Consider the following 18,579-nt stretch of genomic DNA (forward strand, 5'->3'; position numbering starts at 1 on the left):
TTATAACGCTAGCTGTTTATAACGCTAGCTATGAATGGTATAAAATTCGTAGAAGATTATCATTTTTACGTTTAAATAAAGGGGGCACGCTGGTACCATTATACTGTTTTCCAGCTCCCAATATTATAACAGCTCTTGCATTTTAATAATTCATAAGAAGCGTTTTTATCAATAGTCAAATTCATTTGTGATGTGCGAGAAAATAATTTTTATTGCTACGATATAATATGGTTTAAAACGAGGGAATCTTACGATATTCAATCAACATAAAAAGCGATAAATTATCATTATAAATCAAAGATTTTTTTGATAATTTTAAAAATTCATATTTTTATTTATTTTCTGAAGCTAAAAACATTCTTTATTCAAGAGAGCTTTGAAAGGTAGTTTTGAAATTTGCGAAATAATTTTAGCATATTATCAATTTGTGTCGTAAAGATAATTGTCACAGCTGAAATTTATAATGGAGACATAAAGTATCATGACAAAAGCAGCAGTGCTGGACTGGAAGGGATTTTCAGGTCTTCCTGATTTTTCTTCTATAAGAGATGAAGATTTTAAATCCGCTTTTGAACAGGCGCTTCAAGAAGCTGAAGAAGAATTAGAGGCGCTTGCGATAGTGCAAGAACCACCAACGCTTGAGAATTTTTTGCAACCTTTTGAGCTTTGTAGCAAAGCACTTGATCGTGTCTGTTCAATATTTTTCTTGCGCACTAGTGCTCATACGAATGCGTTGATTCAACAGCTCGAACAAGAGTTCGTTGTAAAACTTTCTCATTATTCTTCAAAAATGATGATGGACGCGCGAATATTTGCAAAAATAGATGTACTTTATAAACAGTCGCAGCAGGGCATATTTGAGAGTGAAACGACACGCGTTCTTGAATTATGGTGGAAAAAGTTTATTTGTCATGGTGCAAAACTAGACGATAAAGCTCAGAAACGGCTTATGGAAATTAATGAAAGACTTGCTTTTTTAAATGCTACTTTTGGGCAGAATGTCTTAAACGATGAGGCTGAATGGATTCTATTTTTAAAACAAACAGACTTATCTGGTTTACCGGAAGATCTCATTGCTTCAATGAGGGAAATTGCGTGCGAAAGAGGCAATGAAGAAGCCTATGCATTAACACTAGCACGCTCAATTGTTGAACCTTTTTTAAAATTCTCTGATCGGCGTGATTTGCGTGAGGTTGCATTCCAAGCTTGGGCTAAACGTGGTGAAAATAACAACAAGAATGATAATCGAACCATTATTTTAGAAATTGTTGCGCTTCGAGATGAGCAGGCTAACTTATTGGGATATAAATCTTTTGCAGACTTGAAACTTGATAATACCATGGCTAAAAGTGTTAATTCCGTTATGGATTTGCTTATGCCTATATGGGAGCGCGCAAGAGCAAAGGCTTCTACTGAGCAAATTGAATTACAAAATTTTGCCAACAATCAAGGAAGCAATGAATCTTTAGCTGCTTGGGATTGGCGTTATTATTCTGAAAAGCTCCGCACTGAAAAACTTTCGTTCGATAGTTCTGAAATTAAATATTATTTTCAACTTGATCGTATGATTAAAGCAGCGTTTGGAGTAGCAGAAAGACTCTTTGGCATTACCTTTGAAGAAAAAAACGCTGTTGCACTTTGGCATCCTGATGCACGTTTGTGGGAGGTAAAGAAATCTGATGGAAGTTTACTTGGGCATTTCATTGGTGATTATTTTGCACGTTCTTCAAAACGGTCCGGTGCATGGATGAGCCGATTGCAATCACAGCATAAATTGGATGGCGGACAAAAACCGATTATCTACAATATTTGTAATTTTGCTAAACCCTCTAAAGGGGAGGTTGCACTTTTATCACTTGATGATGCCCATACACTTTTTCACGAATTTGGGCATGCATTGCATGGTTTGCTTTCTGATGTCACATGGCCTTCTGTAGCGGGAACATCTGTTTCACGTGATTTTGTTGAACTCCCCTCTCAACTTTATGAACATTGGTTAACCGTACCAGAGATATTGAAATCTTATGCTATACATGCAAAAACAGGGCATCCGATACCACAAGAATTAATCAATAAAATTTTGGCAGCACAGACATTTAATGCTGGATTTTCTGCGGTTGAATTTATCTCATCGGCTTTAGTGGATATGGCTTTTCACAAAGGAGAAACAATCACGGATCCAACAATTTTTGAACATAAAGAATTAGAAAAGTTGCAAATGCCTGATACAATTATTATGCGTCATCGGCCTGCGCATTTTATGCATGTCTTTGCAGGGGATGGTTATGCTGCTGGTTACTATTCTTATATGTGGTCGGAAGTACTTGATGCTGATGCTTTTCAAGCATTTGAAGAAACAGGTGATGCCTTTAATTCAGAGCTTGCTGATCTTTTAAAGCGTTTTATTTATTCCGCTGGAGGAAGCCGCGATCCAGAAGAACTTTATAAAGCTTTTCGGGGACGGATGCCTCTACCAGAGGCAATGATTAACAAACGTGGACTATAAACGATAACGGTATGGTTAGCACCATGCCGTTTTCATATGATTCAAAAGATGTAGTTGCCAGTTATACAAATTTTTCCTTTATTTATGATTATGTAAGCAGTATTTTTCACCTTATTTGCTTTTCATGTATGGAAAAAATTAGATTTTATATTTTAAAGAGACATTATGGGGAAGAAAAATTATCAGCTCGATCTTTTTGATGCCCATTTGGCGGAAACCATGATTTTTTTATAAAACTTGATTTTCTTTTGCCTAAAAGGTGGGTATTTTGTTGCGCCATATCCTCGAGGCTTATCGGAGGCTGGCGCATAATATTACTTGGCTCTTGTTTTTCTGATTCTTGTATAAGTTTTTGAATAGTTTGATCGGTTGAGTATGGTCCATCATGAGAAAAGGCATGAAAATTTAAAATATTTTTCAATGGTTTTTCTAAATAAAAGGCAAGTTTTTTCTTTCCTTCAGAGGTGAAATGCATGCCATTATTGGTACGTAATTTAACTATTTTTCCATGAATATCATAGCCGGAAAAAGAAAAGTTTCCTTCTTTATCAATAAAACCGCTCCAAATATCGAGAAAATATCCTCCCGCTGTTTCTGTTTCTTGTTTGTAGAGCGCATTAAAAATTTTCATTTTTTGTGTCAAAAGATCATTGCCAAAAGAAGGCTGGCCTATCCATATCCATGATTTTCCAGAGGCATGAAGACTTTCAGCAATTTCGATAATTCGTTGTTTATAGATGCGTACCCATTCTGACTGGTCTGTGTTAATTGTGTTATGCGAGTCTGTGATGGGTTGATTATCATTTGCACCGATCATTATGATAATAACATCAGGATTATTTTGATCAATGAGTTTAGAAATATTACTTTGCCAAGAATAGTAATCCGTTCGAACTAAACCGGAGGCTGGCATTGTGTTATTCATGATAACGATATCGCTATTATCCGTAAAAAACTTTTTAAGTGCATCAGCAACAGCAGAAGCTGCAAAATCCCCTATGACAAGAATACGCTTTGCATTCTCGTTTTTCAGCTGTTGTATGTTTTTTGGTGTTCCGATCTTTTTTTGCGGCTTGTTTATTTTTGGTTCTATAATTTGAGGTGGTTGTTGTGTCGGTTTATTTTGTTGTGACAACCACTTAAAGAAGTTGGTCGCTTTACTTGGGGATGGCTGTATGATCCCCACGATAAAAAGTGAGCACAGAAAGAACATCAAGTATATCAGACGAAAAAGAGACAAAACCTTAATGCTCCATTATTGTTTGCGAAGGAGCAAAAGCACTTGAGAGGATGGATATCCATTTACTTTTAAACCGTGATGCAGCTGAAAAGCTTTAATTGCTTTGCGGGAGGCTGTTCCGATTTTTCCATCAATATTCCCTTTATAATAGCCCAGTGCACTTAAGCGAGATTGCAGTTCTTTGCATTCTTGGAAGGTGAGAGGTTGAAAAGGTCTTTGCCAATCATGCACTAATCCAGGACGTCCAGAGATACGCTCAGCAAGAAGGGAAACAGCAAAAGCATAACGATCTGCGTTATTATAACGTTTTAGAACAAAGAAATTTTTTGTGACTAAGAATATAGGTCCTTTTGCGCCATCTGGATATTTTAATATTGCTTGTTCAGCTAATGGAGGAAGAGGATGCCCATTTGCGCATTCTACACCTAATTTTTTCCATTTTTCAAAGGAGTGCCAGTTTTCAGGAAGGTTTTTCCCCTGGGGAACTTTTACCTCTATCCCCCAAATAAGGTGAGGTTGCCAGCCATTTTTGTGGAGAAGGTTAGCAGCAGTAGCCAGAGCATCTGGAACAGAGTTCCAGATATCACGCCGCCCATCTTTGTCCATATCAATGGCATAGGCGAGATAACTGCTTGGAATAAATTGTGTATGTCCCAATGCTCCAGCCCAAGATCCAGTGAGTTGAGAGCGTTTAATTTCACCACTTTGTAGAATCTTCATAGCAGCAATCAGTTGTGTATGTGCATATTTTGAACGTTTTTTATCAGCATAGGCGAGAGTTGCAAGCGAGCGAATGGTATCACGCATGACACTTTTATTGGTTAAAACTTTCCCGTAATTGCTTTCCATTGACCAAATAGCAAGCAGAATATTGCGGTTAACACCAAAACGTTTTTCAATTTGAAGAAGCCATTTATTCCATTTTTTTGCTTGGCGGCGTCCTTCCACAATTGCGATATCATGGACACGATTATCGAAATAATTCCATGAGGGAGCAACAAATTCTGGTTGGTATGCAGCGTTTTTTAAAACTTCTGGATCAATGGCATGAATGCCTTTAAAAGCCATATGAAATATAGAGGGGGCAATATCGTGAGCAATAGCTATTTTTTTAAACTCTTTAATCCAGTGTTTAAATCCGCTATCAGCATAGGAAAAGGAGGCAAAAAACATAAAAAAAGCAGACAAAAGAACGACAAAGCCAGTGATAGGCGTTCTCTGATTTATTGATTTCTCTAAAAAAGAGAAAGTTTTCAATTCTGTTTTTTGCATTTTGAAGTCCCCATTAATATTCAATTTATTCGATGTGCAATAACTTTATTTTGTATTTAGTTTAATAGATAATATGATCAAGAAGAGGAAAAAACTGAAACAGATAATTCGTTTAATTCTTTCCATAACTTCTCATATTCTCTTTGTACATTTCTGATTGCCCATTATAATGATAATCAAAACAATAAGATATCTTTTTTACTATTTCGTAAAAACATGCGATAAATAAATAAGTTATATGAATTCATTGAGGAGGGTGAGTTTGCGTAAAATACGGAAAGCAGTATTTCCCGTTGCAGGTCTTGGTACGCGTTTTCTTCCTGCGACAAAAACGATTCCGAAAGAAATGCTAACAGTTGTTGATAAGCCTGTTATTCAATATGTTGTGGATGAGGCGCGGGAGGCTGGTATTGAGCATTTTATTTTTGTGACTGGACGCAATAAAGCGGTTATTGAGGATTATTTTGATGCGCAAGTTGAATTATATACAACACTTGCTGAATGTGGAAAAAAGGAAGATCTTTCGCGTTTATACCGTTTACAGCCGTTGCCAGGGACCACTTCTTTCACACGGCAACAGCAACCTTTGGGGTTGGGGCATGCGCTTTGGTGCGCACGTGAATTAGTTGCAGGCGAACCTTTTGCTTTGTTATTACCTGATATGTTGGTACAAGCGAAAAAGGGGTCTCTTTCTGAGATGATGAGCCTTTATGAAAAGGTGGGTGGAAATATTATAGCAGTTCAAGAATGCGATCTTAGAGAAGCCCATAAATATGGCATTGTGGGGAAAGGCAAACAAATTGCCAATGGTTTTGAAATCACAACAATGGTAGAAAAACCAGCATTTGGAACGGCACCATCAAATTTATATATCAATGGTCGTTATATTTTGCAGCCAGAAATTTTTAATATTCTCTCCACTCAAGAACGAGGAGAAGGAAATGAAATTCAACTAACAGATGCGATGATAAAGCTTTCAAAAGAACAGGATTTTTGGGGTTTGCAATTAGAAGGGCGCACTTTTGATTGCGGTTCTAAGGCTGGTTTTATTGAAGCTAATGTTGCATTTTCTTTGGCACGTGCTGATATGCACAGCCATATTTCCGCTTCATTGAAAAATTTACTAGAAACCATTAAAGTGGAAAAATGATGTAGATCTCTCACTTAATTTTATTGATTGAATTTGATTATGACAATACCATTTTCTCATACGGCTTTGCAAGATTCTGTTGCATTGGCGCTTAAAACACTTGCCATTGAAAAGCAAGGGCTTCAAGCTCTTGAAGCAGCTCTTCTTGGAAATCTTTCATCTTCTTTTGAAGCGGCTGTGCAAACCATTAGAAACGCTCACGGACATGTGGTTATTACGGGTCTTGGAAAAAGTGGTCATATAGGGACAAAAATTGCAGCAACCTTAGCTTCAACTGGAACGCCTGCCTTTTTTGTTCACGCCGCAGAAGCCAATCACGGTGATCTTGGTATGATTGGATCTGATGATGTTATTCTTGCGTTATCATGGTCTGGTGAAACGCAAGAGTTAAGTGGCATTATGAGTTATGCGGCGCGTTTTCGTATCCCTCTTATTGCAATGACATCACGTGAGCACTCTGTGTTAGGACGACAAGCTGATATTGTTCTCTTATTACCAAAGATAGAAGAGGCTTGCCCTCATGGTTTAGCTCCTACAACTTCAACAATTATGCAACTAGCAATGGGAGATGCATTAGCGGTTTCTCTTTTAGAAATGCGTGGTTTTACCGCAACCGATTTCAAAATATATCATCCTGGCGGTTCTCTTGGTGCAAGTCTTAAATACGTGTGTGATATTATGCATGAGGGTGATCGTATTCCTTTGGTTATGCAGGGAACAGCGATGACTGAAGCGATGACTGTTTTGGTAAAAAAACATTTTGGTTGTGTTGGTGTTATCAATCAAGAAGGTGAACTCATCGGAATTGTGACCGATGGTGATCTTGCGCGGAACATTCATTTTAATTTATCAAAATTTAATGTTGACGAAGTGATGACAAAAGCACCTAAAGTTGTAAAGCCAAATACACTTGTTGGTGCGGCAATGGCCTTTATTAATGAACATCATATTGGTGCATTTTTCGTGGTTGAAGATAAAAAACCGATAGGAATTGTCCATTTTCATGATCTTTTGCGCATCGGTGCTGCTTAAGTTAGTGTTTCCTATTAGCTAAAATGTTATTTTAGGCTACAATAGCTTGAATGATACAAAGTCACAATTTTATTGTGAAGGGATTTTTGGCTGATATTGTGTAGAAAAAAGCGATTATTTTACACATTTTATAATGTTTAGAAAATTCTACGGATAGAGATTATATCAGTCTTTTTGCATATTTTAGAGAGGATTTTCCATCAGGAGGAGAAAGGATCACCTCCTGTTTGATGTATGTGCGCTCTCTGTTCTTAAGAGAAGTTTCTCTTTTACTTTGTTGAAGTTTTCCGTTTAAGGAAAAACTGTGCTCCTGTATGTGAAGTGCAGAGAAGTTGCGTGGCATCATATGACATTGTACAATTCACTCTAGAAATTGTTCCACGGAGAATAGAGCGTATTTCAATTTCTATATTTTGGGCATTGAGATAATTATAGGCCCCTTCTGATAGTTTTTCTTCTGTATCTGCGGCACGCGTTTCAAAAACACCATTGTGGAAAGAAGAAATAATACCATTCTCATCAACCCATTTTCCATCAATTTCAGTGGACATATTGGAGTTATAATATTGTGAAAAGTTACAGGCACTTAATAGGAAAGCGGTGATTGTAAGACATAAAATATGACAGGTATGTTTCATTGATTTCACTCTATTTAGATTATTTTGCTCTCTGTTTTCTATAAGATTATTAAATTACGCTATGAGTCAATATGAAAAATTTTATAAAAATCAATGAAAAAGCAAAAAAAATGGAAAAAAATGCCTTAATGTTGTATTTAATTAACAGCTTGATGAAATTCATAAGTGAAACACAAGAGGTGAAATATTTCTTATGGTTTACAACAATTTTTACATTAAGCCGCTGAATAGTCTCAAAGGAGATTATTGACATTATGGTTGGTCCCATTCTTGTTGCGAGTGAAGATTATGGAAGACGTATAGAGCTTTCTGCTATGCTCCGAGGTTTTGGTTACCGTGTCATTGAAGCAGAAAATGGCCTGCGTACAATTGATCTTTTGCATAGGCGTAAAAACATTGTGCTTGCACTTCTTGATGTCGTGATGAGTGATTTGAGTGTGAGTGATTTGATTAAAATGATTAGAGTTGCTGGTGTTTCTGTTCCTATTGTTGTGATAGCACAAAAAGAAAATCAAGATTTACTCCAGAAAGCTTTAACAGCTGGAGCGATTGATTATTGGCTTTATCCAGTAACATTATTACGTGTAAGAGTTACTTTGGATATTCTGGCTCTTATTTCTGCTTTAGAGCATGAGGTTCGAGATATTCGACGAAAGAAAGAGAATCATTTGCGATTTTCTGACCTTTACATCAAAAGTAGAGCTATGCAGATTGTTTTAGAGCAATCGAGAAAAGCAGCAACGACTTCACAGAATCTTTTGATAGAAGGTGAAGTTGGAACAGGTCGTGAGACCTTAGCACAAATTATTCATCATGAAGGTTTATTCTCGAAAGGTGCTTTTATTCGCTATCAATGTTCAGCGATTGCTGATCCAGAAGAAGAAAATCAGCATTGGTTTAAAGAATTTCTCCCTTTGGTTTCTTCGCTTGAACAAGGGACACTTTGCCTTTGTGATATTGATCGGCTTGAGTCTATACAGCAAAGACGGTTTTCTCATTATCTTAAAGACAGAGAAAGGGGTACAAAAGGGGAACTTTTTCCTTTTCGGATCATTGCTATTTCAACTTCGCGTTTAAAGGACTTGGTTAAAGAGAACTGTTTTTTGCATAGTTTGTATGAACAATTTTCTCATTTATCTATTAGCGTTCCTGCTTTACGAGAATTAAGGGATGACTTTCCAGAGATCACACAACGTTTAATCGATCACATTATAACAGAAACAGGGCGATCACATGTCCATGGTTTAGCAGGATCGGCTCTTTCCTTGCTTATGCAGTATGATTGGCCTGGTAATAGAAATGAACTTGAAAAATTTTTATTTCGTGCGATTTTACTCAGTGAGGGACCGTTATTAACTGTTCGAGATTTTCCGCAATTAATAGGAAATTCATTCATGAGTGTTCCAAATATCATTGAGGGTAATATGCAAGGAGATAATGAACAAGAATCGATACAATTTTTGAATACTGATGGGCATGTGCGTACTTTTGCAGAGATGGAACATGATATTATCGAGAAAGCGATTAAATATTATAAGGGACATATGAGTGAGATTGCGCGCCGCCTTCATATCGGTCGCTCTACACTTTATAGAAAAATGGAAGAATTGAGAACCATAAGAAATCAAGAACGAAAGTAAAACGCATAACAATTTTTTTGATGATAAACATGATTTTCAAAAAAGAGAGGGGCTTTTGATAAATTCGATGGGGAATCACCCCAAAAAAAGACCTCTTTATTGTAAATTTTATCTATTGAGGATGATTTTATAGACTTAAATAAAGTATAAATTTATTTGATTATTTTATCATTTGTTTCATTTTATACAATTTTAGTTCGGTTTACATTTATTAAAGCCGAGAGATATTTTTTAAGCTTTTAAATATTGCAACTAAAATTTTGGCATTATGGATATTAAGTTTATATTCTCTTAAGCAAGAAGTGGCATTTTACCGGCTATACGGTTAAGATAAATTGTGGTTTGTATCACGGGTGATGCGATCGCTTAAAAATAGAAAGTTTATCCTCTTTGACTCTTTTACAGATTGTTATTGGTTTTATTCTCTTTTTTTTTATTGCGTCTATGTTGGCCATCTACACCTATGGGCGTTTTATGAAAAGTTCCAGGGGACAATCTTCTTATGCGTTACCTATTCAGAAGGATGAAACCAGGCTTGATCGTATCGTTAGTCAATTGGCTGAGAAAGAAAATGGATTGGGGGTTAATAAAGATGCCCTTTCCCTTATCATCAGTAATTTGGATGCGTTTTGTGTTCGTGCGATAGGTGCGGCAGAGGCTGGCCGTAGCCTTGATCTGATGTATTATATTTGGGATGATGATTTAACGGGGCGTTTATTATTAAGTGAGATAGTTGAAGCAGCTGATCGGGGTGTTCGGGTACGGCTTCTGTTAGATGATATTAACGCTCAGGCACGTGATCCAGCTTATATTGCGCTGGATAAACATCCTCATATTGAGGTGAGAATGTTTAATCCAGGGCGATCGCGTAAAGGTGGTTTACGCCGTGGTTTAGAGATTATATTACGGGCAATTACTGTAACACGGAGAATGCATAATAAAGCTTTTATTATTGATGGCAGGGTCGCTTTTGTAGGAGGACGTAATCTTGCAGATTCTTATTTTGATGCTGGTGAAGAATCTCATTTTCGAGATTTAGATTTGATGTTAATCGGCCCCTCTGTTAAAAAGGTGGAAAGTGTCTTTGATGATTTTTGGAATAGTGCTGTTGTTTTGCCAATTCATACTTTGGTTATTCCTAAAAGTGCAGGCGATCTTAGCTATTGGAAAGATAAATTACGCAAATTTCGGGATTCCAAGGTTGCAAAAGTTTATTTAGATTATGTCAAAGAGCACATTAATTTTGATTGTTTTATCCAGACAGGAAAGCGGTTATTTTTAGCCGATAAAGTTGTTGTTCTTTCTGATCCTCCAGAAAAAGCATTGCGTAAAAAAGCAGGAAATTGGCTTATGAAGGCCCTTTCAAAGGTTATTGGCAATGCCCAAAAAACGGTTCAGATTACATCACCTTATTTTGTTCCTGGTAAGGTTGGTACGCAGCATTTTAGTAATTTGGTTTCAAAAGGTGTTGATGTCAAAATTCTCACCAATTCTTTGGCTGCGACCGATGTAGCATTAGTGCATGGTGGTTATGTACCGTATCGTAAGGCGCTGTTGAAAAGTGGTGTTAAGCTTTATGAATTAAAAGCGGAAGGCAACCCCCATGGGTTACGATTATTTCGATCGAGTAAGGCAAGTTTACATGCTAAAACTTTTTTAGTTGATCGTAAAACAGCTTTTATTGGATCTTTAAACTTTGATCCCAGATCAGCAGCACTCAATACAGAAATGGGTATTCTCTTTGAATGTGCTCCCATTACAGCAAGGTTAGATTTGTTATTTTGTGAAGAAACGACGGGGGAAATGAGCTATCATCTTCGTCTTGATGACAATAATCGTATTTATTGGGATTTTATTGAAAATGAAAAAAAATATAGCATTGATCGTGAGCCAGAAAGCAATTTTTGGCGTCGCGCATTTGCAAAAATAATAAGTTGGTTACCTATTGAATCACAATTGTAAATTTTTATAAACCACACTTTAAAAAAATATTTATTTTTCTTTTCATTTTATTTGTAGCATGGCATAATTTTTTGCCAATCTACCCTATGAGAACCGCAGTTGTATTTTAAGGCTCCTTGCGGCGTTTTGTTATAATATCTTATTATAAAAGGAATTTTGCTATGGCAAAGATTGTTGAGACAGGGACAGGGGCATTGGCGCTGACTTTTGATGATGTACTTTTACAGCCCGGTCATTCTCTTGTTATGCCTAGTCAAGTGGATCTTAGGACGCGCATTGCAGCTGATATTAAGCTCAATTTGCCATTACTTTCTGCTGCAATGGATACGGTAACAGAATCGCGTTTAGCAATTGCTATGGCGCAAGCTGGTGGTCTTGGGGTTATTCATCGTAATATGTCTCCTGCAGAGCAGGCAGAAGAAGTCCGTCAAGTAAAAAAGTTTGAATCTGGTATGGTTGTTAATCCAGTTACAATTGGACCCGATGCAACACTTGAAGAAGCGAAAGCTTTGATGCGGTTTCATAGCATTTCAGGTATTCCGGTTGTTGAAAATAGTGTTAAAGGTGAGACAGCGGGACGACTTGTTGGCATTTTAACCAATAGAGATGTCCGTTTTGCATCGGATCCAAAACAAAAAATTTATGAATTAATGACTCATGAAAATTTGATCACGGTGCATGAAAATGTTCGACTGAGTGAAGCAAAATATCTTTTACATCATCACCGTATTGAAAAATTATTGGTTGTGGATGAACAAAATCGTTGTGTCGGCCTGATAACAGTTAAGGATATTGAAAAAGCAAAATTGAATCCAAATGCGGCTAAAGATTCTCAAGGGCGCTTGCGTGCTGCGGCAGCCAGTAGTGTTGGGAATGATGGAATTGAACGTGCTGAACGCCTTATGGATGCAGGTGTTGATGTATTGGTTATTGATACAGCGCATGGACATTCTCAGCGTGTGCTAGAAACGGTTGAACGGATTAAAAAGATGGCTTCCTCTCCAGCTGTTATTGCTGGGAATGTCGCGACCGCTCAAGCGACGCAAGCATTGATTGACAGTGGTGCAGATGCGGTAAAAGTTGGTATTGGTCCTGGCTCTATTTGTACCACACGTATTGTTGCTGGTGTTGGTGTTCCTCAACTTGCAGCTATTATGAGTGCTGCAGAAGTTGCTGAAAAAGCAGGTATTCCCATCATAGCAGATGGTGGGATCAAAGCATCGGGTGATTTTGCTAAGGCTTTAGCGGGTGGAGCTTGTGCAGCGATGATCGGTTCTCTTTTAGCAGGTACAGAAGAAAGTCCCGGTGAAGTTTATCTCTATCAAGGTCGATCTTTTAAAGCCTATCGTGGTATGGGATCTGTTGGTGCTATGGCACGAGGATCAGCAGATCGCTATTTTCAAGATGATGTTTGTGATGAATTGAAATTGGTTCCTGAAGGTGTGGAGGGTCAAGTGGCCTATAAAGGTCCTATAGCATCGGTTCTCCATCAGCTTGCTGGTGGACTGCGTGCTTCGATGGGCTATGTTGGGGCAAAAGATCTCGTAGAGTTTCGTAAAAAAGCAACCTTTGTTCGTATTACCAATGCAGGACTCCATGAAAGTCATACGCATGATGTTTCCATTACGCGGGAGAGTCCAAACTATCGGGGCCCCGTTTGAAGGAATAAGAGCTTAGCGTCATATCGCATAAATATAAAATATTCCAAGAACAAGAAAGAGAAACGGTTCTTTTTTATGTTTATGATTTGGTATAATAATCCAGAAAAGGAAAGAACTAGAGGCTAAAACTCTAATTCTTTCTATTAAGATTTGTGTGAAGTAAATTATATAAAGTTAAAACTAACTTTTTGTTGTCTTACGTTCCGTCTTTGACGCACGTTGGCGATTGTTTGTCTGATCACCTTGGACGGATTTCTTTCCATTGTTTGAGGGCATTGTATTGTGGCGACTTTTAGATGAAGTTGTTTTTCCATTATTATAAGTCATTATTTTCTCCTTTTAAATTGTCTGGCAGTTGCCAGTATGGTAAAAACGGTCATGCCAAATAGTGGTTCCAAGCATTTTTTAAAAAGTTAATTTTTTATTGAGAATAAGATGCGTCTGTTTCATCTTTTTAGAAGCTTTTTCTATTTTTCAGAGGAATAATATTTTCAAGATGGAAGATTTTTGATTGTTTCTGTTGTTTATATAGGTTGAGAAAATTTCATTTTACGCAATAATTAAAGAGTATAATACATGGCAAAAAGAAGTTCTTTATGGATGGCAGTGTATCTTTTAGCGTAAGAGGATTGTATGTGTTTTAGAAGGATAAAAAACCAATGGGCAGAAAATGAAAGGAAAAATCTAAATACACTCAATTGGATTTTATAAAGCAGTACACTCAGAACATTTTAAAAGTGAATGTAAATTTTTGCTAGCCTTAAACAGGTTTCATTGGCAACAAGAAGATAATATTATTTTTTTAATAGTTTAGAATTTTAGGATTTTAATGGGAGAAACGAATGCGATTAGGTGGGCGTTGTGCCGCAGCAATAGATGTTCTCAAAGAGATAGAAATGAGGCATCGCCCCGTAGGAGAAGCTTTAAAGGATTGGGGGCTTTCTCATCGCTTTGCAGGGGCAGGTGATCGTGCAGCCATTGGTACAATTGTTTATGATGTTTTAAGACGACGATATTCTTTACAATGGCGTATGGAGAGTGATGATATTCGGGATATTGTTTTTGCATCCTTATTAGATACTGGAAAAATGACGCTGGAGCAAATTGACAGTGTGTTAGTAGGAGATCGATTTGCTCCACAGTTATTAGAGGACAAACAGCGCCAATCGTGGCAAAGGAGGCAATTAGTGGATGCACCAGATTACATTCGTGGTGATATTCCTCAATGGTGTCAAGCACATCTTTGTCCTTTATTTGGTGAGAAGTGGATCGCTGAAGCTGCTGGGTTAGCAACGCGTCCTTCTTTAGACATACGGGTAAATAGCCTCAAGGCAACACCAGAAAAGGTGTTGAAAGAGTTAGCAAAGATAAAACTTCAGTCTTTTCCATGGTTTCGGCAAGCTTTAAGAATTGCACCGATTGAAAAGTTTGATCGCCATCCCAATGTCCAAGTTGAACCAGCTTTTCAAAAAGGGCATTTTGAAATACAGGATTTAGGGTCTCAAATTGTTGCTCATCTTGTGGAAGCACAAGAAAGCATGCAGGTATTAGATTATTGCGCAGGTGCTGGGGGCAAAACATTAACTTTAGCTTCCGATATGAACAATCGTGGGCAAATTTATGCTTATGATTCTGATAAAGCGCGCTTAGCGCCTATTTTTGATCGTCTTCGACGCGCGGGTGTTCGTAATGTACAAACACGAGCACAAAAAGAAGAATTAAAGCCATTAATAGGCCAGATGGATAGAGTTTTGTTAGATGCCCCCTGTAGTGGGTCAGGAACATGGCGTCGTCGTCCAGATGCGAAATGGCGTTTAACATTAGCGCAGGTAAAACAACGCCAAACAGAACAGAGAGCTATTTTAAATGAAGCGATAGATTATCTTAAGCCAAATGGGCGCTTAGTCTATATTACTTGTTCTCTTTTTGCAGATGAAAATGAGGAACAAATTTCCCATTTTCTTCAACAACATTCTCATTTTTATCCAATAGATATGCAGGCACTTTGGCAGAAACATTTTAGTTTTTCTTCTGTACAACCAGTCTTTTCAAATTATGGATTGACTTTATCGCCCGCAACAACACAAACAGATGGTTTCTTTTTATCTGTGTTGCAAAAAAAACATTGATCCATATTTTTGCATTTTTTATCATAAATTTTATGAGAATAATCTTTTTCCTAAGAAAACAGGCTTGTGAAAAGAGAAAGATTGAATCATAACTCTCATAAGTTCTCTTTTACAATTGTTGATTGGTTTTCTATGAGCATATCACATCCAGACACTGTTCTTATTATTGACTTTGGTTCACAAGTAACACAACTTATTGCGCGACGAGTACGAGCAATGGGGGTATATTGTGAAATTGTTCCTTTTCAATTGGCTTTAGACGCTGTCCGCCGTATAAATCCTCAAGCTATTATTTTATCCGGAAGCCCTTATTCCGTTATTGATGAAGGGTCGCCGCGTGCTCCAATGGAAATTTTTGAGGCCGGTATTCCGATTCTTGGTATTTGTTATGGTGAGCAAGTCATGTGTGTTCAGCTTGGAGGAAAGGTTGAAGCAGGACGTGAGCGTGAATTTGGGCGTGCTTTTTTGGAAATCCAAGAGAAGAGTGCCTTTTTTGATGGAGTGTGGGAAAAAGGTTCTCATTATCAAGTATGGATGAGTCACGGTGACCGTGTGGCAGCTTTACCAGAAGGTTTTCGTGTCATAGGAACCTCAAAAGGTGCTCCCTATGCGGCTATTGCCGATGAGAAAAGACATTTTTATGCGGTACAGTTTCATCCTGAAGTTATCCATACACCGGATGGTACAAAACTTTTGCAAAATTTTATTCATAAGATCTCTGCTATTAAAGGCAATTGGTCAATGGCTTCTTATCGGAAGCAAGCAATTGCGACAATACAAGAAAAAGTTGGGAAAAGTCGTGTGATTTGTGGTCTTTCAGGTGGGGTAGATTCATCTGTTGTAGCGGTGCTTCTTCATGAAGCCATAGGAGATCAATTAACATGCATTTTGGTTGACCATGGATTGATGCGTAAGAATGAGGCTCAGGAAGTTCTTACATTATTCCGCGATCACTATAACATAGAGCTTATTCACGTTAATGCTGCCGATATATTTCTTAATGCTTTAGAAGGGGTGACAGATCCAGAAAAAAAGCGCAAAACGATAGGGTGCCTTTTTATTGAAGTTTTTGAAGAGGAAACGAAAAAGATAGGAGGTGCAGAGTTTTTAGCGCAAGGAACACTTTATCCAGATGTTATTGAGAGTGTCTCAGTCATTGGTGAATCGGTAACCATTAAAAGCCATCATAATGTGGGGGGGTTACCGGAACAGATGAATATGAAACTTGTAGAACCGTTGCGTGAGCTTTTTAAGGATGAGGTTCGCTCGCTAGGGCGAGAGTTAGGGCTGCCAGAGCAGTTTATTGGTCGCCATCCTTTCCCAGGTCCCGGCCTTGCAATTCGGTGTCCAGGTGCCGTAACACGCGAAAAATTGGAAATTTTACGTGAAGCAGATTCCATTTATCTTGAGGAAATCCGTAAGGCTGGTCTTTATGATGAAATTTGGCAAGCTTTTGCTGTTCTTCTTCCTGTCCAGACTGTTGGAGTGATGGGGGATAGTCGCACGTATGAATTTGTTTGTGCGCTTCGCGCTGTCACATCTGTCGATGGAATGACCGCTGATTTTTATCCCTATGATATGGCATTTTTAAGTAAGACAGCATCACGTATTATTAACGAAGTTAGAGGGATTAATCGTGTTGTTTATGATGTAACCTCCAAGCCCCCTGGTACCATTGAATGGGAATAATTGAAATAAAGGATAAGCTTTTTAAGAATAAAATATCATGGAGGGTTTGATATTGAGAAAAATGGAGAAAAAATAATTGTGCATTCTCATATGATATAAAGCTTTATCTGGAAATTTGTCCGCTAATCTCATTGAGAGCCAATGTCATTTAAAATTGACCAATATCATTTAAGACGAAGAAGTGTGAAATTTGCATGTATGAGAAAAAAATTGTTGCACACCGTGGTGGCGCTCATCTTTATCCTGAAAATACCCTTTCGGCATTTAATAACGCTATAGCGTTAAATATTGATGAAATTGAATGCGACGTTCATTTACTGAAAAGCGGTGAAGTGGTTGTTTTTCACGATTTTGGTTTAGATCAATTGGTTGGCAAAAAGGGGTATATTCATGACATTGATAATGAAACACGCAAACAACTTTGCGTGAAAGGAAGTCGAGAAGCCCCCCCTTTATTAGAAGAAGTGCTTGATCTTTTAGCACCAACCAATGTTGGTTTGCATCTTGAAATCAAAACATGTGGTGAAGTGGAGCGTGAAACAATATTATCCCAAAAAGCGCTTGCACTCATAAAAAGTAGAAATTTATCAGAACGGGTTTCTGCCATTAGTTTTGATCCTTTGGTCCTTCGTCCTTTTATTGAAGCAGGCATACCATCTGGTCCATGCATTGATAATTTTGAAAGTGATATGTATCGCCATTTTTCTGAATGGAAACAATTGGGGTATTCTGATTTAAGTTTAGATGGTTCCATTGCCTCACAGGATTTTATTGAAGCAGCGCTTGAAGCTGGTTTTACTGTAGGGGTATGGACAATCAACGGAAAAGTTCGGTTATCACATTGGCTTAATATGCCTGTACATTACATTACGACAGATCAACCGGATCTTGCATTGCAATTGCGTACACAAAGGTAAAAAAATATACTTCTACAAAATCACTGTCCCTTCATAAAGCTAGCCTCATGAAAAAAAGTAGGAAGTGTTTTCTTTTGCGCAATAATAACACGTTGATTTTTAATAATCACTCAATATTTTTTATATTGAGTGAGAGCTCTTAATATCAAAAGATTTTCTCACTTCAAATTTTTTACAATGAATCAAGAAAAATCATTCATTTGCATATTACGAGCGGGATTGGTGTGTGGATAAAAAGCTATTGAAAAAAAATAAAATATTCATTTAAACTCTCTTAAAAGCAAGGCTTAGTGAAGGATGAGGGGAATCGTATGATGGTGTCGTTTTGCACCTTTATCAAGTGTAAAAATGATGGTTTAGAAAAAGTCTAATATACTTTAACAGAGGGTTTTATGACTTATTATAAGACGCTATCATGAAATGGGTGTAGATGGATTGAAAGATTTTTTACGGCATGGAAATTGGTTATACAATATCATGCTGTTTTGCATGAGGGGGGTGATTCCATTACAGAGAAGGAGACAATTAAGCACTTCAAAATGATTTTCTTAATTTGGAAAAAATTCTATTCATCTCTTTGTTAAATTTAGTAGCAACATTATTTTAAAGTTATAAACTGAGAATTATAAGAAAAATAGTATAAAGAATAACAATTATTTTTTTAAAAAAGTAAATCCAGATATTATAGATATTACAAAAGTCATGAAATGATATTGACGATCTATATCTTTTTACTTATTGCA

13 protein-coding genes are annotated in these 18,579 nt (G+C 37.3%); 9 read left to right on the forward strand and 4 right to left on the reverse strand.

Annotated features, from left to right (window positions below):
* Nucleotides 1-481 precede the first annotated feature (481 nt).
* Nucleotides 482-2,506 carry a M3 family metallopeptidase gene (locus CEV08_RS01950; protein ID WP_100130109.1) on the forward strand — a complete coding sequence of 675 codons (2,025 nt, stop codon included), beginning with the start codon at nt 482-484 and terminating at the stop codon, nt 2,504-2,506.
* Between the two features lie 163 nt (nt 2,507-2,669).
* On the opposite strand, the gene CEV08_RS01955 is transcribed toward CEV08_RS01950, so the two are convergent.
* Nucleotides 2,670-3,746 (reverse strand): SGNH/GDSL hydrolase family protein, encoded by a 1,077-nt coding sequence (locus CEV08_RS01955; protein ID WP_100130110.1) that lies wholly within the window; start codon nt 3,744-3,746, stop codon nt 2,670-2,672.
* A gap of 15 nt (nt 3,747-3,761) precedes the next feature.
* Nucleotides 3,762-5,018: a lytic murein transglycosylase gene (locus CEV08_RS01960; protein WP_100130111.1), complete on the reverse strand. Its 1,257-nt coding sequence runs from the start codon at nt 5,016-5,018 to the stop codon at nt 3,762-3,764.
* 262 nt (nt 5,019-5,280) lie between these two features.
* Here CEV08_RS01960 and CEV08_RS01965 point away from each other — a divergent pair, with 262 nt between their 5' ends.
* Entirely contained in the window at nt 5,281-6,168 is an 888-nt protein-coding gene (locus CEV08_RS01965) for a UTP--glucose-1-phosphate uridylyltransferase (protein ID WP_100130112.1), read from the forward strand.
* Nucleotides 6,169-6,207: 39 nt separating this feature from the next.
* Nucleotides 6,208-7,200 carry a KpsF/GutQ family sugar-phosphate isomerase gene (locus CEV08_RS01970; RefSeq protein ID WP_100130113.1) on the forward strand — a complete coding sequence of 331 codons (993 nt, stop codon included), beginning with the start codon at nt 6,208-6,210 and terminating at the stop codon, nt 7,198-7,200.
* 269 nt (nt 7,201-7,469) lie between these two features.
* Here CEV08_RS01970 and CEV08_RS01975 read toward each other — a convergent pair whose 3' ends face one another.
* Nucleotides 7,470-7,838, reverse strand: a complete 369-nt coding sequence (locus tag CEV08_RS01975; protein WP_100130114.1) for a hypothetical protein — start codon at nt 7,836-7,838, stop codon at nt 7,470-7,472.
* A gap of 254 nt (nt 7,839-8,092) precedes the next feature.
* Here CEV08_RS01975 and CEV08_RS01980 point away from each other — a divergent pair, with 254 nt between their 5' ends.
* The 3 genes from CEV08_RS01980 (at nt 8,093) to guaB (ending at nt 13,101) form a co-directional block, all read left to right on the forward strand.
* Entirely contained in the window at nt 8,093-9,478 is a 1,386-nt protein-coding gene (locus CEV08_RS01980; protein ID WP_100130115.1) for a sigma-54-dependent transcriptional regulator, read from the forward strand.
* A gap of 390 nt (nt 9,479-9,868) precedes the next feature.
* The gene (locus CEV08_RS01985) at nt 9,869-11,440 is read left to right on the forward strand and encodes a phospholipase D family protein (protein ID WP_100130116.1); all 1,572 of its coding nucleotides are present in this window, start codon (nt 9,869-9,871) and stop codon (nt 11,438-11,440) included.
* 161 nt (nt 11,441-11,601) lie between these two features.
* Entirely contained in the window at nt 11,602-13,101 is a 1,500-nt protein-coding gene (guaB, locus tag CEV08_RS01990; RefSeq protein ID WP_100130117.1) for an IMP dehydrogenase, read from the forward strand.
* Between the two features lie 180 nt (nt 13,102-13,281).
* Here the strand turns inward: guaB and CEV08_RS09475 are convergent, their stop codons facing one another.
* Nucleotides 13,282-13,428, reverse strand: coding sequence for a hypothetical protein (locus CEV08_RS09475; RefSeq protein ID WP_180753537.1), 147 nt, complete (start codon nt 13,426-13,428; stop codon nt 13,282-13,284).
* A gap of 515 nt (nt 13,429-13,943) precedes the next feature.
* Between CEV08_RS09475 and CEV08_RS01995 the strand changes: the two genes are divergently transcribed.
* From CEV08_RS01995 to CEV08_RS02005, 3 genes are all read left to right on the forward strand, one after another.
* Nucleotides 13,944-15,230, forward strand: coding sequence for an RsmB/NOP family class I SAM-dependent RNA methyltransferase (locus CEV08_RS01995; protein WP_100130118.1), 1,287 nt, complete (start codon nt 13,944-13,946; stop codon nt 15,228-15,230).
* Nucleotides 15,231-15,362: 132 nt separating this feature from the next.
* Complete coding sequence (guaA, locus tag CEV08_RS02000) at nt 15,363-16,919, forward strand: glutamine-hydrolyzing GMP synthase (RefSeq protein ID WP_100130205.1); 1,557 nt, start codon at nt 15,363-15,365, stop codon at nt 16,917-16,919.
* Between the two features lie 194 nt (nt 16,920-17,113).
* Nucleotides 17,114-17,836: a glycerophosphodiester phosphodiesterase gene (locus CEV08_RS02005; RefSeq protein WP_100130119.1), complete on the forward strand. Its 723-nt coding sequence runs from the start codon at nt 17,114-17,116 to the stop codon at nt 17,834-17,836.
* Nucleotides 17,837-18,579 lie beyond the last annotated feature (743 nt).

This window comes from Bartonella tribocorum (assembly GCF_002778015.1).
Classification (GTDB): domain Bacteria; phylum Pseudomonadota; class Alphaproteobacteria; order Rhizobiales; family Rhizobiaceae; genus Bartonella; species Bartonella tribocorum_B.